Annotated in this window: 24 protein-coding genes; 13 read left to right on the forward strand and 11 right to left on the reverse strand. The window is 55.0% G+C overall.

The genetic code is table 11. The features are described from left to right. The first annotated feature begins 16 nt into the window (after positions 1-16). The 11 genes from ACMGGS_RS12295 (at position 17) to crtB (ending at position 12161) form a co-directional block, all read left to right on the forward strand. Positions 17-1870 (forward strand): hypothetical protein, encoded by a 1854-nt coding sequence (locus ACMGGS_RS12295; RefSeq protein ID WP_414162899.1) that lies wholly within the window; start codon positions 17-19, stop codon positions 1868-1870. 199 nt (positions 1871-2069) lie between these two features. Beyond that, on the forward strand, positions 2070-2507 hold the full coding sequence (locus tag ACMGGS_RS12300; protein ID WP_414166262.1) for a LexA family protein: 438 nt from the start codon (positions 2070-2072) through the stop codon (positions 2505-2507). Beyond that, positions 2491-3756 (forward strand): Y-family DNA polymerase, encoded by a 1266-nt coding sequence (locus tag ACMGGS_RS12305; protein WP_414162900.1) that lies wholly within the window; start codon positions 2491-2493, stop codon positions 3754-3756. The genes ACMGGS_RS12300 and ACMGGS_RS12305 overlap by 17 nt, the downstream gene beginning before the upstream one ends. A 408-nt stretch (positions 3757-4164) precedes the next feature. After that, a complete protein-coding gene (locus ACMGGS_RS12310) occupies positions 4165-4617 on the forward strand; it encodes an STM2901 family protein (protein ID WP_414162901.1) in 453 nt (150 codons plus the stop codon). Continuing rightward, on the forward strand, positions 4617-4934 hold the full coding sequence (locus ACMGGS_RS12315) for a DUF1493 family protein (RefSeq protein WP_414162902.1): 318 nt from the start codon (positions 4617-4619) through the stop codon (positions 4932-4934). The genes ACMGGS_RS12310 and ACMGGS_RS12315 overlap by 1 nt, the downstream gene beginning before the upstream one ends. 450 nt (positions 4935-5384) lie before the next feature. Then, the gene (locus tag ACMGGS_RS12320; protein ID WP_414162903.1) at positions 5385-6296 is read left to right on the forward strand and encodes a polyprenyl synthetase family protein; all 912 of its coding nucleotides are present in this window, start codon (positions 5385-5387) and stop codon (positions 6294-6296) included. Further along, positions 6296-7321, forward strand: a complete 1026-nt coding sequence (gene fni / locus ACMGGS_RS12325) for a type 2 isopentenyl-diphosphate Delta-isomerase (RefSeq protein ID WP_414162904.1) — start codon at positions 6296-6298, stop codon at positions 7319-7321. The genes ACMGGS_RS12320 and fni overlap by 1 nt, the downstream gene beginning before the upstream one ends. Then, complete coding sequence (locus tag ACMGGS_RS12330; RefSeq protein WP_414162905.1) at positions 7321-8607, forward strand: glycosyltransferase; 1287 nt, start codon at positions 7321-7323, stop codon at positions 8605-8607. Before fni ends, ACMGGS_RS12330 begins: the two co-directional genes overlap by 1 nt. Next, the gene (crtY, locus tag ACMGGS_RS12335) at positions 8589-9761 is read left to right on the forward strand and encodes a lycopene beta-cyclase CrtY (RefSeq protein ID WP_414162906.1); all 1173 of its coding nucleotides are present in this window, start codon (positions 8589-8591) and stop codon (positions 9759-9761) included. Before ACMGGS_RS12330 ends, crtY begins: the two co-directional genes overlap by 19 nt. Then, positions 9754-11232: a phytoene desaturase gene (locus ACMGGS_RS12340; protein WP_414162907.1), complete on the forward strand. Its 1479-nt coding sequence runs from the start codon at positions 9754-9756 to the stop codon at positions 11230-11232. Before crtY ends, ACMGGS_RS12340 begins: the two co-directional genes overlap by 8 nt. Then, complete coding sequence (gene crtB / locus ACMGGS_RS12345; RefSeq protein WP_414162908.1) at positions 11229-12161, forward strand: 15-cis-phytoene synthase CrtB; 933 nt, start codon at positions 11229-11231, stop codon at positions 12159-12161. The genes ACMGGS_RS12340 and crtB overlap by 4 nt, the downstream gene beginning before the upstream one ends. Here the strand turns inward: crtB and ACMGGS_RS12350 are convergent. After that, the gene (locus ACMGGS_RS12350) at positions 12088-12645 is read right to left on the reverse strand and encodes a sterol desaturase family protein (protein WP_414162909.1); all 558 of its coding nucleotides are present in this window, start codon (positions 12643-12645) and stop codon (positions 12088-12090) included. The genes crtB and ACMGGS_RS12350 overlap by 74 nt on opposite strands. A gap of 164 nt (positions 12646-12809) precedes the next feature. Here ACMGGS_RS12350 and ACMGGS_RS12355 point away from each other — a divergent pair, with 164 nt between their 5' ends. Then, entirely contained in the window at positions 12810-13502 is a 693-nt protein-coding gene (locus ACMGGS_RS12355; protein WP_276163938.1) for a helix-turn-helix domain-containing protein, read from the forward strand. Here the strand turns inward: ACMGGS_RS12355 and ACMGGS_RS12360 are convergent. Genes ACMGGS_RS12360 through ACMGGS_RS12380 form a run of 5 tightly spaced genes read right to left on the reverse strand, consistent with a single transcriptional unit; the run spans position 13482 to position 18351 of the window. Beyond that, entirely contained in the window at positions 13482-14078 is a 597-nt protein-coding gene (locus ACMGGS_RS12360) for a 2-dehydro-3-deoxyphosphogluconate aldolase (RefSeq protein ID WP_414162910.1), read from the reverse strand. The genes ACMGGS_RS12355 and ACMGGS_RS12360 overlap by 21 nt on opposite strands. Continuing rightward, positions 14068-14961, reverse strand: a complete 894-nt coding sequence (locus ACMGGS_RS12365) for a 2-dehydro-3-deoxygalactonokinase (protein WP_414162911.1) — start codon at positions 14959-14961, stop codon at positions 14068-14070. The genes ACMGGS_RS12360 and ACMGGS_RS12365 overlap by 11 nt, the downstream gene beginning before the upstream one ends. Then, on the reverse strand, positions 14961-15854 hold the full coding sequence (locus ACMGGS_RS12370; protein WP_414162912.1) for a dihydrodipicolinate synthase family protein: 894 nt from the start codon (positions 15852-15854) through the stop codon (positions 14961-14963). Before ACMGGS_RS12370 ends, ACMGGS_RS12365 begins: the two co-directional genes overlap by 1 nt. After that, on the reverse strand, positions 15848-17011 hold the full coding sequence (locus tag ACMGGS_RS12375) for a mandelate racemase/muconate lactonizing enzyme family protein (RefSeq protein WP_414162913.1): 1164 nt from the start codon (positions 17009-17011) through the stop codon (positions 15848-15850). Before ACMGGS_RS12375 ends, ACMGGS_RS12370 begins: the two co-directional genes overlap by 7 nt. Positions 17012-17028: 17 nt before the next feature. Further along, complete coding sequence (locus ACMGGS_RS12380) at positions 17029-18351, reverse strand: MFS transporter (protein WP_414162914.1); 1323 nt, start codon at positions 18349-18351, stop codon at positions 17029-17031. Between the two features lie 259 nt (positions 18352-18610). Here ACMGGS_RS12380 and zinT point away from each other — a divergent pair, with 259 nt between their 5' ends. Next, positions 18611-19264 carry a metal-binding protein ZinT gene (gene zinT / locus ACMGGS_RS12385; protein WP_414166263.1) on the forward strand — a complete coding sequence of 218 codons (654 nt, stop codon included), beginning with the start codon at positions 18611-18613 and terminating at the stop codon, positions 19262-19264. A 34-nt stretch (positions 19265-19298) separates the two neighbouring features. Here zinT and ACMGGS_RS12390 read toward each other — a convergent pair whose 3' ends face one another. The 5 genes from ACMGGS_RS12390 to ACMGGS_RS12410 all read right to left on the reverse strand — a co-directional run bounded on the left by ACMGGS_RS12390 (position 19299) and on the right by ACMGGS_RS12410 (position 23505). Beyond that, on the reverse strand, positions 19299-20591 hold the full coding sequence (locus ACMGGS_RS12390; RefSeq protein ID WP_414162915.1) for a glycoside hydrolase family 28 protein: 1293 nt from the start codon (positions 20589-20591) through the stop codon (positions 19299-19301). Between the two features lie 290 nt (positions 20592-20881). Then, entirely contained in the window at positions 20882-21130 is a 249-nt protein-coding gene (locus ACMGGS_RS12395) for a glycine zipper domain-containing protein (protein WP_414162916.1), read from the reverse strand. A gap of 106 nt (positions 21131-21236) precedes the next feature. Next, complete coding sequence (locus ACMGGS_RS12400; protein ID WP_414162917.1) at positions 21237-21938, reverse strand: amino acid ABC transporter permease; 702 nt, start codon at positions 21936-21938, stop codon at positions 21237-21239. Then, positions 21938-22690, reverse strand: a complete 753-nt coding sequence (locus tag ACMGGS_RS12405) for an amino acid ABC transporter permease (RefSeq protein WP_414162918.1) — start codon at positions 22688-22690, stop codon at positions 21938-21940. Before ACMGGS_RS12405 ends, ACMGGS_RS12400 begins: the two co-directional genes overlap by 1 nt. Next, positions 22687-23505, reverse strand: a complete 819-nt coding sequence (locus tag ACMGGS_RS12410; RefSeq protein WP_414162919.1) for an amino acid ABC transporter ATP-binding protein — start codon at positions 23503-23505, stop codon at positions 22687-22689. The genes ACMGGS_RS12405 and ACMGGS_RS12410 overlap by 4 nt, the downstream gene beginning before the upstream one ends. Position 23506 lies beyond the last annotated feature (1 nt).

Below are 23506 nucleotides of genomic sequence, written 5' to 3' on the forward strand. Positions count from 1 at the left end.
TTGAAGAGTATAAAAAATGGCGAGATATGATACTGATAATCCGGTACCGTCCTCAGATATGCGTGATATATGGGATGACAATCTTATTCAGGATGAAATTCTCAATGGTGACAGCCTGTCAGTAGTGAACAGAAAAGGCAAGAGTCTAAAAACATGGTCAGGCATTGAGGCCGAACACTTGCGCAGGATGGATGAACAGGATGCGGCCTTTCAGTCTTTCCTTGAATCCTCAGGTTATAATTTTCTCGGAGATTATGAGGGAGGTCCATACACTTTTACGGCAAGGAATCAGTACATTCGATTCGACAATCAATACTGGAAAATAAATAAAGAGACCAATACAGGATTTACCACATCAGGCAATACCCTTTTATCCTGGGGTAACGATAAGACTCACTTTACTCTTATTGATGGTGATACACTTCGTCAGGAATTAATTTCTTCTGGCGGTTCAGTGATGATTGGTACGCAGTCAGGCAAGACGGTACAGACTGAATTTAATCAATTTAAAGAAAAGCAGGATTGGGGTCGTACTGGCGCAGACACCAGAACAGCAAATGACGCGAGAATTCTTATTCAGCGAGGGGATAAGTTTGATCGTATATATGTTTATTTAAATCATAAATCAAACCAATATCAGCAATGGGAATTTACTCGCGGTGGTGGTTCAGGTGATGGGTTTGACAACAACGTACCGACGAATCCGAACGGTAATATGTGGTTTATAGCAGGAATTAACAATGTAATTGTAGGTCCGGTTAAAACTGTTGCCGCTATTGATTCGGCTATGAACACAAGTGGTTCTACTCTGGTTTCAGGTCAAGATTTAAGGATAAATTCTGGTTACGCAGAGACTACGGTATTTGGTAAAACCGTCTTCCTTGATTATGTTGCCAGAGCAGACTCCGGAATTGCCAACATCTATATTGACGGGGTGCTATATGGCACGCTGGACCAGTATAACTCTTCGTCAGGCGGGGTTCTTACCAGGGCGAAAATTGCTGAAAATCTATCGAATGCAAACCATGTGGTAAAAGTTGAAGTATCAGGTAATAAGAATGCGAATAGCAGTGCTAGTATTGTCAGGCTTCGCTCGGTCACAGGTGTAGGTTTGCAGGATTTCGATAATGTTGCTGCGTTCGGGGTTTTTGATGCTCCCATGAAAAGTGGTAACACCACTTACAAATTGAGACAGGCTGCATCAGAACTTGCGATAGAGACTACAGTTAACGGCAATAAGGTTTTTTCTGGTGCATACCACAAGTACTGTTACCCAAGGGCTCCAGATAATCAGAAGCTTTACATTGATGGGGTGATGGTTGATTTTGACTCGATGGTAGCTGGAGAGATCATTGTTGCCAATGATTTGCGTATGCAGCAGGATTTAATTCTCTCAAATACGGACACTACTATTGCTGACGTATTGATGTCTCATCATTTTAAAAATAATGGCTGTAACGTTAAAACAAACCTGACCTGGACATACCCGGCTTTGATTAGTCGTAGTTATCAGGCAATGTGGCCATCTACTGCTGACCGGGCTATTCTGGGCGGAATGCAAAAGCAATATTCCGCCTTACGTAATGGAGAGTATATTAACGTTTATCAGGATGCCTGTAATGCGATGGCTTATCATACGGTTGATGACTGGGTTTCCGGATTTTATGCCAATAATGAGTATGGGATGCGTTTTGAAAACCCGAATTATATTGGCCTTTATATCTGGGATCGGTCATCTGACTTTAAAATTTACCTTCGTAAATTCTCAGGCCTTGTGAATGTAGGGGAAAAATGGAATTCAGATGTTACATTCTTCATAGGTCATTGTCCTGAAACAACAAAAGTGTTCAGTATTGATACTGCAAGCTAACCTCACACCCACAGTTCATCTTGACAGCTATAGCTCTCTGAAAGCTGTTATCGCTGTGAATGGTACAGGCCTGCATAAGCCGCTTAACCAGGCTTGAAGGTTATACAGTGCTAAAAATTGATAGTTGCGGCCATATTGATCTTCTCTCCTCTTAAAACTACTGTATGTATACACAGTGATAATAAGAAGGAGGCATATGATGCAATTCCAACCAATTAGCCAGCCGATAAAACCGGCTGGCATCCCCGTTTACAATGACGTTGTTTCCGCAGGTTTTCCGAGTCCGGCCGCTGATTATATAGACAGCGGAATAGACCTTGTTTCGTATTTGATTGCCCGACCTTCATCGACCTATGCGCTTAAAGTTTCAGGCGATTCTATGGTCAATGCTGGCATTCTTGATGGCTCATTCCTGCTGGTTGACTTCAGCCTCCACGCCCAGCATAACGATATTGTCGTTGCCAATATCGGGGGCGAATTCACGGTAAAACGGCTTGTCACACATCCCTACGCTCAACTCAGGGCAGAAAATCCCGCATACCCCTCCATTCCTATTCATGACGGCGAAGATCTTGAGATCGTCGGCGTGGTGATCACCGTTATTAATACGCTGCACCGCAATGTTCGCCCTCGTTGATGTGAACTCGTTTTACGCGAGCTGCGAAACTGCCTGGCGTCCGGATCTTGCCGGCCGTCCGGTGGTCGTGCTGTCCAATAACGATGGGTGCGTTATAGCGCGTAGCGCGGAAGCCAAAAAGCTGGGCATAAAAATGGGCCTGCCCTGGTTCCAGCTTCGCGAAATGCAGTTTGCAGAACGGGTAATCGCTTTTTCAAGCAACTACGAACTTTATGGCGATATGAGCCAGCGCGTGATGGATACGCTCGAGGAGATATGCCCGCGCGTCGAGGTGTACAGCATCGATGAGGCATTTTGCGACCTGACAGGTGTCAGGAACTGCCGGGATCTGGAAGATTTCGGGAAAGAGATCCGCGAGACCATCAGGCGAAATACCAGGCTGACCGTCGGCGTCGGCATCGCGCCGACAAAGACGCTGGCGAAACTGGCGAACCATGCCGCAAAGCAATGGCGACAAACTGGCGGTGTGGTGGATTTGTCGAACGAAACGCGCCAGCGCAAGTTGATGGCGATAATGCCTATCGATGAAGTCTGGGGCGTGGGTCGGCGCATCGGGAAAAAGCTCGAGGCAATGGGCATCAAAAATGTCCTGCAGCTGGCTGATACCGATGTGAGGTTTATCCGGAAACACTTCAATGTTGTCCTCGAACGCACGGTGCGTGAGTTGCGCGGTGAGCCTTGTCTGGAACTTGAAGAATTCGCGCCCGCAAAGCAGGAGCTGGTGTGCAGCCGTTCTTTTGGAGAGAAAATTACCGAGTATGAGGCGATGCGCCAGGCAATATGCAGTTACGCAGCCCGCGCAGCGGAGAAGCTGCGGGAAGAGCATCAGTATTGCCGATACGTTTCTGCGTTCGTCAAAACGTCGCCGTTCGCCAGCCAGCCTTACTATGGCAATAGCGCAGGTATGAAGCTGCTGACACCGACGCAGGATACCAGGGACATCATTGCCGCCGCGACGCGCTGCCTGGAAGCCATCTGGCGAGAAGGGCTTATATATCAGAAAGGGGGGATCATGTTGGGGGACTTTTTCAGCCAGGGCGTCGCGCAACTGAACCTGTTCGACGATATAGCCCCACGTGCAGACAGCGAGGCGCTGATGGCGCTGATGGACAAGCTGAACAAACAGGGAAGGGGAACGCTGTATTTTGCCGGGCAGGGCATCCAGCAGGCGTGGAAGATGAAGCGGGAAATGTTGTCACCGTGCTATACGACGCGTCTTGAAGATTTACCGATCGTGAAGGCAAAATAATATTCATATGCTGGGACAAAAATGAGACATGCAAGGGTTTTTGTGAGTTGAAAAGCCTTTGCATGTTTTTGCATCATGGGACGTGTGAGCGCAGGCATGACGCGGTAAGTAGTTGTCTTAAAAGGCGGTACTTATAATTCGTAATGCGAAGGTCGGAGGTTCGACTCCTCTTATCGGCACCACTTCAACAAGCATTCTTTAGGTTTTTATTAAAATAATGTTTGTTATTGATTTCTTATAAAATATTGTTGCTATATTCGACATTGCCTCCTCCGGCATATTGGTTCAGATCAATTCTCGCTAACTTTCAATACCTACATGATAAGTCCTTATAATAACTTAGATTTTTTATTGACGTTTTAAATAATCGGATTTATTTTGACATAAATGATTAGCAGGGAGCATGTAATGGATACTATCGAGGAACCTGGCGGTACGTATTTCTATCAAGGAAACGCAAACGTAACACCGGAAGAACTATTCTGGCTCATATTCGCTGAAAACCAGGCAAATCATTTAGGCGTTTCAGCAGAGACAGCTGCAACCATTCTGGCAGGTCAACCTCTGATACCGAAACGTAAGGTTCTGGGAGCATCTGGCTCGCGAACCAGTATAGCCTCAAAGGTAGCCCGTCGCATTTTTCAGGATGCTCGCTTTCCGGATGGAATGAGAGTTGAAACTTCTATTGGTATGGGGAAAACTCGTGTTACCAATAAAATTGGAGCAGCAGTGGGCAGGGCTGTTCCGTATGTTGGCTATGCTCAGGCTATGATGATATTTGGGGTTGTCGCCAGAGAAACAAGAAACAAATATAATCTGATAACCAGACCGAAAGATCGAATCGCATGGACTTATTTCTAATGTTATTGCCAGACGAGCAAGAATTCTTAGAGTATGTCACTGAGAACTATAGCGAACGCAAACGCCCAGCGAAGAAAGAATGGACGTTTCAGGAGTATTTCAATTTTGTGCCAGAAGATCTGGAGGATATGCTCATCGATTTGTTTACCAGGTATGGCATTGAACATAACAATTTTGTTCTGGATAACTATTTTGAACCAGAGTTATTTTGGTGGCAGCGTAAGCTCAGGAAGGCGTGGCAAGGTCGCCAATTTAAGCCGCTGACGCTCGAGATGATTATTGAATCAGCAAAGGCGGGACGATGGTTGTATGACTAGTGACAAAAAGGCTTCTATTGGCAGGCCGTCAATTCATAAATGGTAAAGATAATATTTCGGGTATTATGTATTTAGGATCCTGCAGACAGTTCTGTATAACAGCCCACCGCATTAAAAATGAACGCTCAGGCGGTTGTCAAACTCGATAATAAAACGACGCATTGCAAGCTACCCGTTCTGGAACGACACACTCCATTTTTTTCAACGCATCCTTTATAGAACTAACCAGGGTAAGTAAAAATAATGATGAAGGTATCCAGGCTAATAAAGCGTAGTTTTCCGTCATACTCCCGTTTGCAGCACTGCCCCTGTTCATATGCGCTTTCATCGAGCTTCTTTAAAAATTAATCTTATGTAAAGCCCTCGCATAATCTCTTCTCTCAAAAGCAAATTTCACAATGTTACGCTACGCTTTGCCAATGCAACCTGTCGACAAGTAAGTAGCCGCAAATGAATGTAAATGACGAAGATGAAATGAAGGCGTTGCGTATTGCACTGCAGCAACGCCTTGAGCAGTTATTACCCGTCGGCAATCAGCAGGATCTGGTCTGTGAGGCGATGCGGGGAGGGACGCTGGCAGCGGGGAAACGCATACGTCCGCTGTTATTGCTGTTAACGGCGCAAGACTTAGGGTGTCACGTTGAAAAGCCCGGGCTTCTCGATCTGGCCTGTGCGGTGGAAATGATCCACGCTGCCTCACTGATGCTGGATGATATCCCGTGCATGGACAATGCCATGCAGCGGCGCGGCATGCCGACGATTCATCGCCAATATGGCGAAAGCGTTGCCATCCTCGCGGCAATCGGGCTGCTCAGCCGTGCGTTCGGCGTGGTGGCGGAGGCGAACGCGCTGCCGCCCGGCGTCAAAACGCAGGCGGTCACGGAGCTTTCTTCGGCGGTGGGTATGCAGGGGCTGGTTCAGGGCCAGTATCGCGATCTTGTTGAAGGTAAGCAGGCGCGCAGCGCTGAAGCTATCCTCCTGACGAACGATCTTAAAACCAGCCGTTTATTCGATGCCACGCTGCAAATGGCGGCGATTGTTGCCGATGCGCCTGTACAGGCGCGCCAGCGTCTGCGCTGTTTTGCGCAGGATCTGGGGCTGGTTTTTCAACTGATGGATGATTTAACCGATGGGGTAAGCGGCACCGGTAAAGATATCAATCAGGATAACGGTAAATCCACGCTGGTTGAAATGCTGGGCGCGGAGGCCGTGCACCAGCGGTTGCGCGAACATCTGCGGAGTGCCGACGAGCATCTGGCAAGCGCCTGTGATAAAGGCACTTCGACAAGGCGATTTATGCGGGCCTGGTTTGATAAACAAAAAGCGATGTTTGGTCTGGACTGGTCTTTACCGGAGTGCTGATGAAGGATCTGATTCAACGTAAAAACGACCATCTGGATATCGTGTTTCATCCGACGGCGGCCGTGAGGAAGTGCACAACGGGCTTCGAGCAGTGGCGTTTTGACCATTGTGCGCTGCCTGAGCTGAACCTGGATGATATTGATCTTCGGACCCCGCTGTTTGGTAAAACCCTCAGTGCGCCATTGCTCATCGGATCGATGACCGGAGGTGCCAGCCGCGCAGCGGAGATTAATCGTCATCTGGCACAAGCCGCGCAAACCCTGGGGCTGGCGATGGGCGTAGGATCGCAGCGCGTTGCGCTGGAGAGCGATGTGAACAGCGGCCTGACGCGTGAGCTGCGCAAGTTTGCGCCCGACATCGTTCTGCTGGCCAACCTGGGCGCAGCGCAAATTGCGTCCCGGAAAGGCCAGGATTACGCCCGCCGGGCGGTAGAAATGATTGATGCTGATGCGCTGATCGTTCACCTCAATCCCTTACAGGAAGCTCTGCAACGCAACGGCGATCGCGACTGGCGCGGCGTACTCAATGCGATTGAAGAGACGGTAAAAGCCCTGCCGGTTCCGGTGATCGTTAAAGAGGTCGGTGCCGGGGTATCCGTTGGCGTCGCGCGTCGTTTACTGGAAACAGGTATCGCCATGCTGGATGTGGCTGGCGCTGGCGGCACCAGCTGGGCAGCCGTAGAGGGAGAGCGAGCGACGACGGCTCACGATCGTACCGTGGCAATGGCGTTTGCCGACTGGGGGATCCCCACTGCACAGGCGCTACATGAGCTACATCAGGCATTACCGCAGGCGCAGTTGATCGCATCCGGAGGGATCGTGGACGGTATCGATGTAGCGAAAGCGTTACGGCTAGGGGCCAGCATCGTAAGCCAGGCTGCAGGCGTTCTGGGAAGCGCAACTTCCTCTGCGCAGGCGGTGGTGGACCATTTTCAGATTATCATCGATCAGTTACGTATCGCCTGCTTTTGCACCGGTAGCGCCAGCCTCGAACAGCTTCGTCAGGCTACGCTGGTGCGTGTGTAATGGGCCACTTTGCGGTCATTACCCCTCCTTTTTATAGTCATGTCCGCGCGCTGGAAGCGCTGGCCCAGCAGCTTATGGCGCGTGGGCATCGGATTACGTTTATCCAGCAGGCGGAAGCCTGCACCTTGCTCAGTGATAAGCGGATCGCGTTTTATGCCGTGGGTGCACGCAGTCATCCGCCCGGCAGTCTGGCGCGAACGCTGGCGCTTGCCGCCCGGCCTTCGGGAATGGGCATTTTGCGGATGATTGATAATCTGGCGTACACCACCGACATGCTGTGCCGGGAACTGCCTGCTGCGCTGGAAAAAAATGGCGTCGACGGTGTGATTGTTGATCAGATGGAACCCTCAGGCGGGCTGGTCGCTGAGATGCTGGGCCTGCCGTTTGTGTCGGTGGCCTGCGCGCTGCCGGTCAATCGCGATGCGACTATCCCGCTGGCGGTAATGCCGTTTCTCTATGCCACCGATGCGCGCAGCAAAAAGATTTTTCGCTCCAGCACCCGGGTTTATGACGTACTCATGCGGCGACAGAGCAACGTGATTGCGCGTTACGCCCGCGCGTTTGGCCTCGGCGAACGTCGCGGATTGCACGACTGCCTCTCATCGCTGGCGCAGATCGGTCAGACCATTCCCGGCTTCGATTTTCCGCGCAGGCTGCCCGCATGCTTTCATGCGGTAGGGCCGCTGCGTCCTGCTCAGCCTGCACCGTTCACGCCTGCCGAAATGGAGAGTGAAAAGCCACTGGTTTTTGCGTCGCTGGGAACGCTTCAGGGCCATCGCTTCCGTTTATTTCGCACCATTGCGCACGCCTGTCAACGGGCTGAGGCGCGGCTGCTGATTGCCCACTGTGGGGGATTAACGCTGGCGCAGACGACGCGGCTGAATGCTATCGGTGCCAGGACCGTCGACTTTGCCGATCAGCCAGCGATATTGCGTCAGGCGCAGGTTGTGATCACCCACGCCGGACTGAATACCGTGATGGATGCGATAGCCAGCGCGACGCCGGTGCTGGCTATCCCGCTGGGGTTCGATCAGCCAGGCGTGGCGGCGCGCGTGGTCTACAGCGGTATCGGTCGTCGGGCATCACGCTATGCCAGCCGCCATACGCTATCTGCGCATCTTGATGAACTGCTGAATAATCCGCGCTACCGGGAGCGCCTGACGGCATTGCAACCCGCGCTCGGGCAGGCGGGAGGCGCCGTCCTGGCCGCCCACATCGTTGAACAGGCGTTAACCACCCGTCGCCCGGTGCTGGCAGGGAGGGCACAATGCAGCACTGGGATCTGATTTTCGTTGGCGGCGGTCTGGCAAATGGGCTTATTGCGTTGCGGCTGCGGCAGCAGCGCCCGGAATTGCGGGTATTGATGCTGGAGGCTGGCGCGCGGCCCGGCGGCAATCATACCTGGTCGTTTCATCAGGACGATCTCTCAGCCGAACAACATCGCTGGCTGGCCCCGCTGGTAGCGTACCGCTGGTCCGGTTATGACGTTCGTTTCCCGACACACCGTCGTACCCTGCCCGGCGACTATTTTAGCGTAACCTCAGAACGCTTTGCGCCGGTTATCACGCAGGCGATGGGCGATGACCTGCTGACCGGGGTTTCTGCTATCAGCGTGACGCCGGAGGCGGTTACGCTTGACGACGGGCGGACGCTGACGGCGACGGCAGTGATTGACGGGCGCGGGTATCGCGCCAGCGCGCATCTGATCGCCGCCCGTCAGGCTTTTTTAGGCCAGCAGTGGCGGCTCCGTCAACCGCACGGTCTGACGCGGCCCATTTTGATGGATGCCACGGTCGATCAGCGCGGCGGATATCGATTTGTTTATACGTTGCCCCTGTCGCCCACCGAGCTGTTAATCGAAGATACCCATTACATCGATCGCGCCACTCTCGATAACACGGTCTTGCGTCAGCATATCGCGGAATACGCGCAGCAGCAGGGCTGGAGGCTGGATCGGCTGGTACGTGAAGAACAGGGAAGTTTACCGATTACGCTCGCCGGCAATGCCCGCGCCTTCTGGAATGAGGCACAGGATCAGCCCTGTAGCGGCCTGCGGGCCGGGCTTTTTCATGCGACAACCGGCTACTCTCTGCCGCAGGCGGTTCAGCTTGCCGATGCCATTAGCCGGCAACAGGATCTCTCGTCCGCGGCATTGTTTCACCTGATCCAGCAGACGGCGCTCCATCAGTGGCGTAGACAGCGTTTTTTCCGCCTGCTTAACCGCATGTTGTTCCTTGCCGGACGCCCCGATCGGCGGTGGCAGGTCATGCAGCGTTTTTACGGTTTAAATGATGGGCTGATTGCCCGCTTTTACGCCGGTCAGCTCAGGCTGACCGATATGGCGCGGATCCTGATGGGGAAACCACCGGTACCGGTGGGGGAAGCCCTGCGGGTCGTGCTCAACTCTTCTTCCCGGCTGCGAGCTTTCCATAATGAGTAAAACAGTAGTCATCGGCGCCGGTTTCGGCGGCCTCGCCTTAGCCATTCGTCTTCAGGCCAATGGTATTCCCGTGGTATTGCTTGAGCAGCGCGATAAGCCGGGCGGACGCGCCTACGTTTATCAGGATCGGGGGTTTACCTTTGACGCCGGGCCAACGGTGATCACCGATCCTGGGGCAATTGAAGCGCTTTTTACGCTCAGCGGGAAGCGAATGGAAGAGTATGTGGATCTGCTGCCGGTCACGCCGTTTTACCGCCTGTGCTGGGAGACGGGGGAGGTTTTTGATTATGATAACCATCAGGAGAGGCTGGAAGCGCAGATTCGACGTTTTAATCCGCAGGACGTCGACGGCTACCGGCGTTTTCACGCCTATTCGCAGGCTGTGTTCGAAGAAGGCTATCTGAAACTCGGCACCGTACCGTTTTTATCCTTCCGCGATATGCTGCGTGCCGGCCCCAAACTGGCGAAGCTGCAGGCCTGGCGCAGCGTGTACAGTATGGTGTCGACATTTATTCAGAATGAGCAACTGCGGCAGGCCTTCTCATTTCATACGCTGCTGGTCGGCGGCAATCCGTTTGCTACTTCCTCTATCTATTCACTTATTCACGCCCTGGAGCGGGAGTGGGGCGTCTGGTTTGCTCGCGGCGGCACCGGAGCGCTGGTGCAGGGGCTGGTGAAACTTTTTCAGGATTTAGGCGGCACGCTGGAACTGAATGCCCAGGTCAGTGGAATGGAGGTGGAAGACTCGCGCATCAAAGCCGTTCAGCTAAAAGATGGCCGACGCATTGAAGCCGCCGCCGTGGCGTCAAACGCAGATGTGGTGCATACCTATGAAACATTACTGGGCCATCATCCTGTGGGCGCGAAGCGCGCGGCTTCTCTGAAGCGCAAACGGATGAGCAACTCGCTGTTTGTACTTTATTTTGGTCTGAATCATCACCACAGCCAGTTAGCCCACCACACCGTGTGTTTTGGCCCGCGCTATAAAGAACTCATTGCCGATATTTTTACTAAGGCTACGCTGGCGGAGGATTTTTCGCTTTACCTGCACGCGCCGTGCGTCACCGATCCGTCCCTCGCGCCGCCGGGCTGCGGCAGTTATTACGTGCTGGCTCCCGTACCGCATTTAGGCACGGCTAATCTGGACTGGACGGTCGAAGGACCGCGTCTGCGCGACCGTATTTTTGCCTATCTTGAACAGCATTATATGCCCGGCCTGCGCGAGCAGTTGGTCACGCACCGTATGTTTACGCCGTTTGATTTTCGCGACCAGTTAGGCGCCCATCTGGGATCGGCATTCTCCATTGAGCCGATCCTGCAGCAGAGCGCCTGGTTCCGGCCGCATAATCGCGATAGCCAAATTTCGAATCTGTACCTTGTCGGCGCGGGAACGCATCCTGGCGCAGGGATCCCTGGCGTGATTGGCTCAGCGAAGGCGACCGCCGGACTGATGCTGGAGGCGCTTTTATGAGCAACAGTACCCTGATGGATCACGCGACTGATACCATGGCGGCAGGCTCGAAAAGCTTCGCCACCGCCGCGAAGCTCTTTGATGCGACGACCCGGCGTAGCGCGCTGATGCTGTATGCGTGGTGCCGTCATTGTGATGATGTAATTGATGGTCAGGCTCTGGGATTTCCCTCCCGGACGCAGAATGATGCCACTGCGTCACAGCGCCTGCTGATGCTTGAAACGCAGACACAGCGCGCGTTTTCCGGCGCGCCGGTGCAGGAACCTGCTTTTGCGGCTCTCCAGGAGGTGGCGACGCGGCACGCGCTTCTCCCACAGCTGGCCTTCGATCATCTGGACGGTTTTGCGATGGACGTGCGTGAAACCCGCTATGAGACCTTCGCAGACACTCTGCGCTACTGTTATCACGTCGCGGGGGTGGTCGGTCTGATGATGGCGCGCATTATGGGAGTACGTGATGAGGCGGTGCTGGACCGGGCCTGTGACTTAGGACTGGCGTTTCAGTTAACCAATATTGCCCGTGACATCGTGGAGGATGCTGAGGCAGGGCGCTGTTATCTTCCCGCAGAGTGGCTGGCGGCTGAGAAGATAGCGGTTGCGCACGTCAGCGATCCGGCACAGCGGGAAAAAGTTGCCCGACTGGCGCAGCGGCTGGTGACGGAAGCCGAGCCGTACTATGACTCAGCGCGGGCAGGGCTTTCCGGGCTACCGTTGCGCTCTGCCTGGGCGATTGCCTCAGCGCATGGCGTCTACCGTGAAATTGGCATTAAAGTGAGCGCGGCGGGCGCACGCGCCTGGGATACACGGCAGGGTACATCACGATCGGAGAAGCTGGCGCTGCTGCTGAAAGGGGCATCTATGGCACTCCGCTCTCGTGTGTCTTCTCCTCTGCCACGTCCGTCCGGGCTGTGGCAGCGCCCCGTGCGTTAAGCGTCTCACGGTGCGCTTCCCGCCTGCGGCTGCGCAGCGTCGCCTGTAATTTTTCCACCGGCGGCGCATACAGAAAGCCGAACGAGACGCAGCCTTCTTTACCGCGCACCGCATGATGCAGACGATGCGCCATATACAATCGTTTCAGATAGCCCCGGCGCGGCACATAGCGAAACGGCCAGCGCTGGTGCACCAGCCCGTCATGGACCATAAAGTAGAGCGCGCCGTACAGCGTCATACCCGCGCCAATCCATTGCAGCGGCCAGGCGCCTGCGGTCCCCACGGCAATCAACGCAATCGCCAGTAGCGCGAACACCACGGCATAAAGATCGTTGACCTCAAACCAGCCGGTACGCGGCTCATGATGGGAGAGGTGCCATCCCCAGCCCCAGCTGTGCATGATGTACTTATGCGCCAGCGTAGCGATGATTTCCATCGCGGCGACGGTTGCCAGAACGATCAGGGTGTTCCACAGCACAAGCATCGGCATTCCTCTTAAGACCTGTAAAGCGAGTTTCAATCGCTTGCGTAATAGTAGCTGTCTTTGCGAAAAGCGTGATTTATCTCCGGTGGTGATAATTAAATATGCTGGCCTGCCCGGTCATTATTACGTCAAAATACGCCTTTCTCACTTACCAGGCGAGTAACATGAACAGCACCGTTTACGATGCCTTCCGTTGTCTGAATCTACTGGCTACCGGCTCCCGGCCATTCGGCATCCGTGAAATCGGTCGTATGCTGGATCTGGATTCGGCAAAAGTAACACGGTTGATGCAAACATTGCTGGTGCTGGAAATGGTGCAGCAAAACGCCAAACGAAAATACAGCCTGGGAATGGGGATCCACCGCCTCTCCGCCAGCGCTATTCATAACTCGGCGTTTTATACGGCGGTGCTGGATATGCTGGAGGAGACCGGAAGCCATTCGGTCTCCATCGTTATTGGCGTGTTGAGCGGCAAGGACGTGGTCTATTTGCTGCATACGCGCGGCGGGAAAAGTATCGCCCGTGCGATCGGTAATTATGAATCGTTTCCGGTACGCGATTCAGTGATTGGGATTAAATTGCTGGCGACAATGAGCGATGAGGAAATTATCGATCGCCTCGGCATACATGATTACCACCTGCTGAAAAAAGACATTGAAGAGGCCAGACATCATCAGGTGTTTGGCAAAGCTTACGGACCTGATGATTACCGGCTGGCCTGTATTATTCCTGGCATGCAGGCGGCGATCGCGTTGTCGAATATTCAGGGCGATCGCGTAAATATTGAGAGCCTGCGCCAGTTTTTAGTCTCGGCGGCGCGAAAAATTAGCGGGGAGTCATTTCCCGGCGTTCAATAATATCTGACAGCGTTCGGCGGTGAGTGAAACGGGCTGGCCGGGGCGATAAAGGGATGAGCCAATGCCCACGCTGTCGTAATAACGCAGATATTCCGCTGCGTTATTCACATCCACGCCGCCCACCGCGGAGAACATAGCGGCGGAAGACAGCGGGCCTTTGATTATCTGCGGATAATTCAACGGCAGCGCGGCGGCCGGAAATATCTTCAGTACCTCCACGCCCAGTTCGCAGGCGGTGAAAATCTCGCTGGCGGTAAACACGCCCGCGCACACGCGCAGGCCGTGGCGTTTCGCGGCTTCCACCACGCGCGAGTCGAGATTCGGCGTCAGAATAAATTCCGCGCCCGCCGCTGCGCAGGTTTCAACATGGTCAGGCGTTAAGACGGTTCCCGCACCCTGCTGCACGCGCGAACCAAAGGCTGAACGCACGCGTTTCAGGCTGATCGCCCAGTCGGGCGAATTGGTGGTGATTTCTACCGTTGTAATGCCATGATCCAGCAGGCACGCGACCTGTTCCACGCTCTCTGGCGGCGTAATGCCGCGCAAAATGGCAACGATCTGCTTATCAACTATCATGACGGAAGACCTCATTCAGTCCGGCAATGAGCGCAGTTTCAGCCTCAAGGATAGAGCAGGGAAGTCCCAGCGCGTCGCTGGCCTGCTGGTAATGGGCAAGCAGTTCACGGCTGCCGATAAAGCAAACCGGCGCGTCCCCCGGATGGCCCTGAAGTATTTCATGACCAATCAGCAGCCCGGACAGCCATGCGCCTGCCGCCGACGGCTCCAGTTCTCCAAGAATATACCGACCGCGACAGCGGAACAGTTCACTAACCAGCACCTTTTCATGGCGTTCAATGGACTGAGCCGTCGCCACTCCGTTGAGAAACGCCTCGGGCGACGCTATCTGTGCAGGCAGCCCTTTACCGACCACCGAGTGATTGAGGACCAGGTGATAAAGCTCACCGGTCATCAGCGTTTGCAGGCTTTCGACGCGCTGCTGCTGACGATCCACCGTCATCCATTTACTGTGGGTGCCGACGGCGGCAAACGTTGTGCTATCGCTCAGGGTCAGCGCGCCAGCCAGTTGCATCTCTTCGCCCCGGCATACCTCGTTGGCCCGGCGATCGCAGATGCCGGGACGCAGGGTCAGTGGGTTGGACAATATGCCCGGCAGCGCCCGCCCTTTGCCCGTTAAATCGGAGAAGCTGAGCGGCAGTTCCATATAGCCAGCGTCGGCAATGCCGATATTGCTGCCGATCATCCCGCATAACAGCACCGGCAGGCGTTCATCCCACGCATCGCCCAGCCGAAGCAGTTGTTCACGCAGAATAGCCGCAAGCGCCTCGCGCTGGCATTTGCCAACGCCGCAGGTGTCCTGCACGGTGCGAATGACTTCGCCATTGCGCACGCTCATCGCACGAAAATTGCTGGTGCCCCAGTCAACGGCAATATAGTTCATCAATTGACCCCCAGCGCCGCCAGCGACAGCGCATCGGTCAGGTCGCGCAGTTCTTCCCGCGTCACGTCATCAATGCGTTTTGCCGGTTCGCGCACCACATCGGTGGCGAAGATCCCGGCCTGATGTAGCACTGTTTTATGTACCGCCACACCGATGCCAGGCTGAACGCCATAGCGCAGGAAAGGCAGGTAGCGATAGAACAGCGCCTGCGCTTCGCGGCGATCTCGCTGCCAGGCGTGGAGAATAGCATTGATCACATCGGGAAATTCGCAGGCGGGCATGGTGCCAATTATCCCCCGGCGCAGTTCTTCATAGAGAAAACCAGCGTTCAGCCCGCCAAACAAACCGATGCTGTCGCCCAGCGCCGTCTTCAGCGCGGTGATTTTTAAGGTGGTCGGCGGCTGTTCCACTTTGATGTATTTGATGGACGGGAAATCCTGGCACAGCTTAACCAGCGTCGGGACCGGCAGCGTGACGCCGGTCATCAGCGGCGCATCCTGGATCATAATGTCGATGTCGCAGGCATGGCAGATATCGCGCCAGAAATGGTAAATCTCTTCCGGACCGGGTTTGACCACCGACGGCGGGTTGACCATCGCCACCTGCGCGCCCCAGCGCTGGACGCGCTGAATATCCTCGATTGCCACCGCGGCAGAAGCACCGCCCGCAGCGGCTACCAGCGGCAGATCGCCCGTCAGCCGCTTCACGCAGGCAAACAGCGCCTCTTTTTCACCGCCGGTGAGCGCGTAGCCCTCGGATGCATTGCCGAACAGCGCCAGCCCGTCCACGCCTTGATCGAGCAGAAATCTCACCAGCTTCTCAATGGAAGCGAAATCCACCTCGCCATTTTCATCAAACGCCGTTGCCAGAATTGGCACATTACCCTTTAACATGTTGCCCCCATAACGGATGCGCGAACGCGATCTTCATTGATTTCAATACCCAACCCGGCTGTCTGCGGGAGTTGATAATGCCCCTGTTCGCAAATCAGCGGCGTGTTAAGTAACTGGTTAGCGATGGCGAAGACGGGCGGCTGATACTCCAGCATAAAAAGATTCGGGATTGCCGCCGCCACATGGAGGGAAGCCGCGATGCACGGACCCAGCCCGACGCTGAGATGCGGTGCAACCTGCAAATTCCACGTTTCCGCCAGCGCGGCGATATGCATGAGTTCGCTGATGCCGGTACGGCCCACGTCCGGCTGGAGAATGTCGGCGGCGCGCTGCTCAATAAACGGTTTAAACTGGTAGCGGGTACGCTCCGTTTCGCCCAGAGCCACAGGGATCGGGCTTTTCGCGCGCAGCTCGCGGTGTCCGGCGATATCTTCCGGCAGTAACGGCGCTTCGAGAAAGCCCAGTCCCAGCGGATGCAGCGCGTTCGCCAGTTCCGCCGCCTGCGCGACGCTGTAGTTCCAGTGGGCGTCGAGAAAAATCTGTGCGTCCTTGCCCAGGGTCTCCCGGATGGCGCGGACATTCTCGACGTCTTCTTTCACGCCGTAGCCCAGCGCGAGTTTTACTGCCGTAAAGCCTTTTTCCTGCCAGCGTTTTGCCAGTGCGCAACGTGCCGCAAGATCGGGTTCCGGCAGCCCTGAAACATAACAGGGAATCGTGTCCCGATACGCGCCGCCAAGCAGTTGATAAACGGGCAGGCCGAGAATATTGCCTTTCAGATCCCAAAGTGCGATATCCACCGCCGCGAGCGCATCAATGTGATAGCCGGTGATATGCCCACGATCGCGCATCGCGTCATACATTTGTGAATTCAGGACCGCGCTGGCGAAGGGCGACTGCCCGGTCAGCAGCGGCGCGAATAAGTGGGTAATCAGTTCGGCAATCACCTGCGGCACCACCGGCGCCAGCGCTTCGCCCCAGCCAACCTGTCCATCGTCGGTAGTGATTTTTACCAGGCAGGTTTCCATTTTGCGTGAATAGACGCAGCGATACTCGGGACGGTAGTAGTAATCCGCCTGCTCTTCACTGACGCTGCCGCCCAGATACGCCTGTTGCGGCGTGATCCTGAGGGGAAAGCATTCAACTTGGCTGATTTTCATAACAACTCCAGGTCACGTTAATCGAGGATCTTGCCGGCGGTTTCTTTGGCGAACCACACGGCGATAAAAGAGATAAGCGCGGTAATCATGACGTACCATGCAGGAGAGAGCGGGTCGCCGGTCCAGGAAATCAGGCTTGCCGAGGCCAGCGGCGTGACGCCGCCAAACAGCGCAACGGTCAGGTTATAGGCGATGGCAATACTGCCGTAGCGGATCGCGGTGGGGAACAGTTCCACCATTGCCGCGCCGCAGCCGCCGTTAAACATGGCAACAAAGACGCCGAGCATGCTCATGGCGGCAATGGCGTTGGCAACCGAACCCTGGCTCATCACCAGCATCGCCGGATACGTCAGGAGCATGAATCCACCACAGCCCATCAGCATCAGCGGGCGTCTTCCCCAGCGGTCAGAAAGATAGCCAGTAAGCGGCATACAGATCGCCACGCTTAACAGTCCCAGTGTAGTGATAAGATACGAATCGGTGCGGCTATAGTGCAGATGCGTAGACAGATAGCCGGGCATAAAAGATTGCAGCACCCAGCTACTCACCGCTTTGACCACCACAAAACCGGTACAGAACAGCAGCGCGCGCATGGAGGTGGACAGGGTTTTACGCAGCGGCGATTTTTCCAGTTTGCCGCTGGCTTTCAGCTTATGAAATTCGGCGGAGTCTTCCATATTGCGCCGCATATACAGCCCGCCGAGGCCCAACGGCGCCGCCAGCAGGAACGGTATGCGCCAGCCCCAGTCATTCATCGCCGCCTCGCCCAGCATATGCGTCAGGAAAAGCACCAGCCCGGACCCGCAAACAAAGGCCATAAAGCTGAAGTTTTCGCTCCAGCAGGTGAGCGTCGCCCGGCGGTGCGGCGGCGCGCTTTCCGCCAGATAAGTAATGACGCCCGAGCTTTCGCCGCCTGCGGCAAAACCCTGTACCAGACGAGTCAGCACCAGCAGAATGGGAGCGAGGATCCCCGCCTGCTGCCAGGTCGGCAGGATCCCCATCACGAAGGTTGAGATCGAGGTAATGACGATAACCGTCACCAGTACTTTGCGTCGTCCGAGGCGGTCACCCATTGAGCCGAAGAACAGCCCGCCCAGCGGACGCATCAGAAAGCCTGAGCCAAATACGGCGAAAGATTTCAGCAGCGCGACCGCCGGGTCGCTACTGACGAAAAAGTTGCTGGCGATAATCGCGGCCAGCGTGCCGTAAAGCCCGAAGTCAAACCACTCGATAAAGTGACCGACACCCGCTGACAGCATAATTTTGGCGGTGCGTCTGGCCGGCATTTTCTGCTGCCCGGCAGCATCGTCTCCGGCGTAGTGAATACCTGTTTGTTCCATGTAACCTCCTGAGGTTAAGCAGGGTAGCAGTCGGTGTGATGTTGTTGTTGTCAGTACGCTGAGTGTAGGGATTGCAGGCAGGCTGGCGAGTGCAGTAACAGGTTGCGTGAGGTTTATCAAAGATTGCTGGCGCAAAGTGCTTCACATAGTGAAGCATTAACCTCCAGCGCCACGTAATGCGTGAAGGAAGACTATCATTGCGTCATGATTTGTTATGTTATATTGTAACAACAAATATCAACAGCACATTGAGGGAACTATTTTGGCGGTTAATTACAAAACTCTGGCGATGACACTGGGCGCGCTGCTGGTCAGCGGACAGGCGCTGTCTCACGCACACCATTCACACGGCAAACCGTTAACTGAGGTAGAACAGAAAGCAGCAGAGGGCGTTTTTGACAATAAGGACGTTAAGGACCGCACTCTGTCGGACTGGGACGGCGTATGGCAGTCCGTTTATCCGCTGCTGGTCAGTGGCGATCTGGACCCGGTGTTCAAAAAGAAAGCTGAAAAGGATAAAAGCAAAACCTTCGAGGACATTAAGGAATATTACCGTAAGGGATACGTCACTGATGTTGCGACTATCGGCATTGAAAATGGGGTTATGGAATTCCATACCGGCGACAAAGTGGATTCCTGTAAGTACGACTACGCCGGACATAAGATCCTGACCTATACCTCTGGCAAGAAGGGCGTTCGCTACTTATTCGAGTGTAAAGACGCCAGCAGCAAAGCGCCGAAGTACGTCCAGTTCAGCGATCATATTATCGCGCCCCGCCAGTCGGCTCACTACCATATCTTTATGGGCAACACCTCACAGGACGCCTTGCTTAAGGAGATGGATAACTGGCCGACGTATTACCCGTTCCAGTTGACCAACGAGCAGGTGGTTGACGAGATGCTGCACCACTGATCCTCCTGCCCTGTGCCTGGCGGCGCAGGGCCAACTACCGCTCATAGCTATCGTTATCATCGCAGGTTGCCGCGGATGCGCTCACCTGTACATCATTAAACGACAGCCTGCTCACGCCAGAAATTTTACCAAACTCGGTCGCCTCAATCGTAATGGATGACAACTGAAGCTTGTCAACGGGCCGTTCAGGATAGCCTTCAATAAAAAAAGCACGCGAAAAAATCGCATCTCCCGACCGGCGCGCGGAAATATGGTCCAGCGTCAAACGTGATACCTGCGTTAAGCCCGCTTCGCCGTCAACGCCCTCCGCCAGTTTTTGCCAGTGCGGCGGTTTATCGGCCAGATTGCTTTTCTCGCCGTAGCTATACTGCGGAAACCAGTTGAGCTGGATCATGACCGGAAAAGTGACGTCGGTGAGCGACAGATGTCGTACCGTGATATCGCGGATAAACCCGCCGCGATTGCGGGCCGATTTGATGCGAAAACCGACGCCGGTGCCGTTAAACTGATTGTGTTCAATGGTCACCCGCTCAATACCGCCGGAGGTTTCGCTGCCGATCGTAATCCCGGAACCTTTATTAAGCGTGCAGTGGCGGATAGTAATATCCCTGGCGCTGACGGCCTTTTGCGCCGCCTCCTTACCCCGGCCTGCTTTGATACAGATATTGTCGTCGTTACAGGAGACCACGCACTTTTCCACGCGGACCTGTTCGCAGGCGTCGATATCAATACCATCGGTGCTGGGACCCGCGGAATTCGCAATCTGCACGCCGGTCACGGTAACGTGCGATGAATAGCAAAGATGGAGATTCCAGAAACCGGACTCGCGACTGGTAAAATTATTCAGGGTGATATTCTTACTGTGGTAAACCACAATATTGCGCGGACGCTGACAGTCGTAGTCCACCACCCAGCGCAGACCGCGGGCGCTGTAGTCGGCCAGCATACCACTCTGTTCATCTTCGCCCCAGAAGCGATGCCACCAGACTGCACCCTGACCATCAATAGTACCCGGACCGCCGATCTGTACGTCATGACAGTGATTTATATTCACGATCCCGGCAGGCCAGACCATATCAATCCCGGCGACCCGTGTCTCAATCAGGGGATAGTCGGCCAGATTTTCGCTGCCCAGCAATACCGCGCCTTCCGCCAGATAAAGCGATAAGCCACTTTTCAGAAACAGCGCGCCGGTTAAAAAGCGGCCAGCAGGAATAACGAGGGTATCGCCAGGCTGCGCATCATCGATCATGCGCTGGAGAAGAGGGGTGATGACAAATTGTCCGTTGGCAAGCGGACCCGGATGATCAAACGTAAGCTGCGCCATAAGGTGTCCTGTAGACTGATACTTACCTACGGTTGTAGCGGATTATTGCCAGGAAAACCTTTTTCTGATGGACATCGTTATCGGGAGAGTGGCAAAAAGGCCGTTAACCTGCCAGCACGGGCAACCTTCCGGGTGGCGCTTCGCTTACCCGTCCTACAAAGTCACGTCATATCAATGGATTAAGTGCATTGTAGGCCCGCGCAAGCGCAACGCCGCCGGGCAGATGGCAATGCGCAGGCATAAAAAAGGACCGCCCTGAGGCGGTCCCTGAAGATAACGTTGCACGTAAATTATTTACGGGCGAGCAGAAAACCCAGCACAATCCCGACCGCACCCGCGATAGCTAAACCGCCCAGCGGATTAGACGAAACCTGATCGCGTACCGTATCGGCTGCGTCACGTACCGCATAGCCTGCCTGCGATGCGTATTTGCGCGTGGCACCTTTCACGGTGTCATCATGGCTGTCAGTCGCGCGGCCAAATACTTCCTGCGCTTTACCTGCGGCTTCATTTACTTTGTTCTCAGCTTTCTCAAACATGTCAGGCTCCTTAGGTACGTGTGTATCTTAAGTATAGGAGTCCTTATGCCAGTGTGTAGCAAGTCCGGAAAATTCTCATCGCCTCGTCTTTTGCCTGACGTGCCGACTACCCCCGCGCCAGCGAGGCGCGAACATCGCGCCGCTGCCAGCGTTTTGCCAACAGGCCCAGGCCGCTGCACAGCAGGTAATACACTACGCCGGTAAAAATAAAAATGGCGGTGGGGTAGATCTGTACCCGGTTATTAACCTGCCCGGCGACGGTGGTGAGTTCCGGTACGTTAACGATAAACGCCAGCGAAGTGTCTTTCATCAGGCTGATAAAAATACCGACCAGCGAGGGCAGCACGTTGCGCAGCACCTGCGGCAGCAAAATAAGCCGTAGTGTCTGGCCGGGGCTAAAACCCTGCGTTTGCGCGGCTTCATACTGGCCGGCCGGCAGCGCCTGAAGCCCCGCCAGCACCGAGTGCATCACCGAGGCGGCGGTAAACCATGCCAGCGCCAGCGTAACGGTAACCGCGCCGGGCAGATCGCTGCCGGTAAGCATCGGCAGCAAATACCACAGCCAGAAGATGACAAAAATCAGCGGAATGCCGCGAATAAGCTCGGCCCACAAAAACAGGATTCGCCGTATGAATCCGGGATAGCGCCACGCAGCGCAGGCCAGCGCAATGCCGCCGGGCAGGGCGAGGATCCCGGCACCCAGCGCCATGAGCAGCGTCAGTACCACGCCGCCTGGCTCGCCGTCAGCCAGCCGTCCCCACAGCAGATAATCGAGGTTATCGCTAATAACGGTAATATTCGCCAGCATCAGGCATTCCTCCTTTTTGCTGCAACGCGGGCATGTTTCGGACCCAGACGGACCAGAATCGCCCCGGCGATAATACCGGTTAACAGATAAAGCACCGTCCCAACGGCAAAGGCTTCCAGCGCGTGAGCGTTATAACTTTCGATCTGGCGCACCTGATAGGTTAGCTCGGCGAAGCCAATGCCGCTTGCCAGCGACGAGAGCTTCATCAGGTTGAGATACTGTCCGATGATGGGTTGCCAGGCGTTTGCCAGCCCCTGCGGTAACAGGATCAGCCGAAAAAGCCGCCACGTGGAGAACCCTTGCGCCAGCGCCGCCTCACGCTGTCCGCTCGTCACCGCCCGCAGACCGGATTCAATCTCTTCAATCAGGAAGGCGGAGGTAAACACGCCCAGTCCCCATGCCGAACAGATAAACTCCGGCGTCAGCCACCAGACATCGCCCGGCAGAATTGACCAGCGATGATCGGCATTAATAAAGTCGCGGAAAGCCAGCGGCAGCAGGTTCCAGGCGGCGAAGTACCAGAACAACAGCTGCACCAGTAGCGGCGTATTACGAAACAGCGAGACCCAGACGGCGACCAGACCATTGCCGATGCGGCCTCCTGCCAGACGTAACGCCAGAAACAGCACCGCTAACACCGTCGCCAGCAAGATACCCGCCACCGTGACCCATAGAGTGGTAAGAAAACCGGAAATAATCCATTGCAGGGGTTGCCCGGTCAGCACCCCATGCCAGTCAAGTAGCGGTATCACTCGGGGCGCTCCTGGTGCAGCGGGTCCAGCACCTTCTGCAGAAAACGCCGGGCGCGGGGATGGCGTGGCTGAGTGAAAAATTCCGCAGGGGGTGCCACTTCGCAGATATCGCCGCCGTCAATAAACACCACCCGGTCGGCGATTTCCCTGGCGAACTGCATCTCATGGGTCACTACGATCATCGTGATCCCGCTGTGCGCGAGGGTTTTCATGACGTACAGCACTTCGCCGATCATCTCCGGATCCAGCGCCGAGGTCGGCTCGTCAAACAGGATGATTTGCGGCGAGGAGGCAAGGGCGCGGGCAATCGCCACACGCTGTTGCTGGCCGCCGGAAAGCTGCGACGGCATATGTTGCGCTTTGTCAGCCAGTCCAACCTGATGTAGCAGTTCCAGCGCGCGCTTTTCGGCATCCGCTTTTTTCCAGCCGTGCACCGCCTCCAGCGCCAGGGAAATATTCTGTACCGCGTTAAGATGGGCATACAGATTAAACTGCTGGAACACAAATCCCACCCGGCTGCGAAGCTGACGTAGCGCGCGTCCCTGCAACTGGCGGGTCGATTTATTGTCGATCAGAATATCGCCGCCGCTCAGCGATTCGAGCTGATTAATGAGGCGAATCAGCGTGGATTTACCGGAGCCGGAAGGGCCGAGGATCGCCACCACTTCGCCGGGGTTAATCGTTAAATTGATACCGTTTAATACGCGGTGATCGCCGAACGCTTTCACCACATCGCGAAACTCAACGCTGGCGTTTTCCAGACGTGAAAAATCCGCAGGCCCTGCTGCGGATTGGGAGAGTAAACCTGACAACATA

It is taken from the genome of Superficieibacter sp. BNK-5 (assembly GCF_047456055.1).
Taxonomy (GTDB): domain Bacteria; phylum Pseudomonadota; class Gammaproteobacteria; order Enterobacterales; family Enterobacteriaceae; genus Superficieibacter.

Coding starts and splice junctions, on each gene's coding strand:
- ACMGGS_RS12295 (WP_414162899.1), top strand. CDS start 17: ATGGCGAGATATGATACTGATAATCCGGTACCGTCCTCAGATATGCGT.
- ACMGGS_RS12300 (WP_414166262.1), top strand. CDS start 2,070: ATGCAATTCCAACCAATTAGCCAGCCGATAAAACCGGCTGGCATCCCC.
- ACMGGS_RS12305 (WP_414162900.1), top strand. CDS start 2,491: ATGTTCGCCCTCGTTGATGTGAACTCGTTTTACGCGAGCTGCGAAACT.
- ACMGGS_RS12310 (WP_414162901.1), top strand. CDS start 4,165: ATGGATACTATCGAGGAACCTGGCGGTACGTATTTCTATCAAGGAAAC.
- ACMGGS_RS12315 (WP_414162902.1), top strand. CDS start 4,617: ATGTTATTGCCAGACGAGCAAGAATTCTTAGAGTATGTCACTGAGAAC.
- ACMGGS_RS12320 (WP_414162903.1), top strand. CDS start 5,385: ATGAATGTAAATGACGAAGATGAAATGAAGGCGTTGCGTATTGCACTG.
- fni (WP_414162904.1), top strand. CDS start 6,296: ATGAAGGATCTGATTCAACGTAAAAACGACCATCTGGATATCGTGTTT.
- ACMGGS_RS12330 (WP_414162905.1), top strand. CDS start 7,321: ATGGGCCACTTTGCGGTCATTACCCCTCCTTTTTATAGTCATGTCCGC.
- crtY (WP_414162906.1), top strand. CDS start 8,589: ATGCAGCACTGGGATCTGATTTTCGTTGGCGGCGGTCTGGCAAATGGG.
- ACMGGS_RS12340 (WP_414162907.1), top strand. CDS start 9,754: ATGAGTAAAACAGTAGTCATCGGCGCCGGTTTCGGCGGCCTCGCCTTA.
- crtB (WP_414162908.1), top strand. CDS start 11,229: ATGAGCAACAGTACCCTGATGGATCACGCGACTGATACCATGGCGGCA.
- ACMGGS_RS12350 (WP_414162909.1), bottom strand. CDS start 12,645: ATGCTTGTGCTGTGGAACACCCTGATCGTTCTGGCAACCGTCGCCGCG.
- ACMGGS_RS12355 (WP_276163938.1), top strand. CDS start 12,810: ATGAACAGCACCGTTTACGATGCCTTCCGTTGTCTGAATCTACTGGCT.
- ACMGGS_RS12360 (WP_414162910.1), bottom strand. CDS start 14,078: ATGATAGTTGATAAGCAGATCGTTGCCATTTTGCGCGGCATTACGCCG.
- ACMGGS_RS12365 (WP_414162911.1), bottom strand. CDS start 14,961: ATGAACTATATTGCCGTTGACTGGGGCACCAGCAATTTTCGTGCGATG.
- ACMGGS_RS12370 (WP_414162912.1), bottom strand. CDS start 15,854: ATGTTAAAGGGTAATGTGCCAATTCTGGCAACGGCGTTTGATGAAAAT.
- ACMGGS_RS12375 (WP_414162913.1), bottom strand. CDS start 17,011: ATGAAAATCAGCCAAGTTGAATGCTTTCCCCTCAGGATCACGCCGCAA.
- ACMGGS_RS12380 (WP_414162914.1), bottom strand. CDS start 18,351: ATGGAACAAACAGGTATTCACTACGCCGGAGACGATGCTGCCGGGCAG.
- ACMGGS_RS12390 (WP_414162915.1), bottom strand. CDS start 20,591: ATGGCGCAGCTTACGTTTGATCATCCGGGTCCGCTTGCCAACGGACAA.
- ACMGGS_RS12395 (WP_414162916.1), bottom strand. CDS start 21,130: ATGTTTGAGAAAGCTGAGAACAAAGTAAATGAAGCCGCAGGTAAAGCG.
- ACMGGS_RS12400 (WP_414162917.1), bottom strand. CDS start 21,938: ATGCTGGCGAATATTACCGTTATTAGCGATAACCTCGATTATCTGCTG.
- ACMGGS_RS12410 (WP_414162919.1), bottom strand. CDS start 23,505: ATGTTGTCAGGTTTACTCTCCCAATCCGCAGCAGGGCCTGCGGATTTT.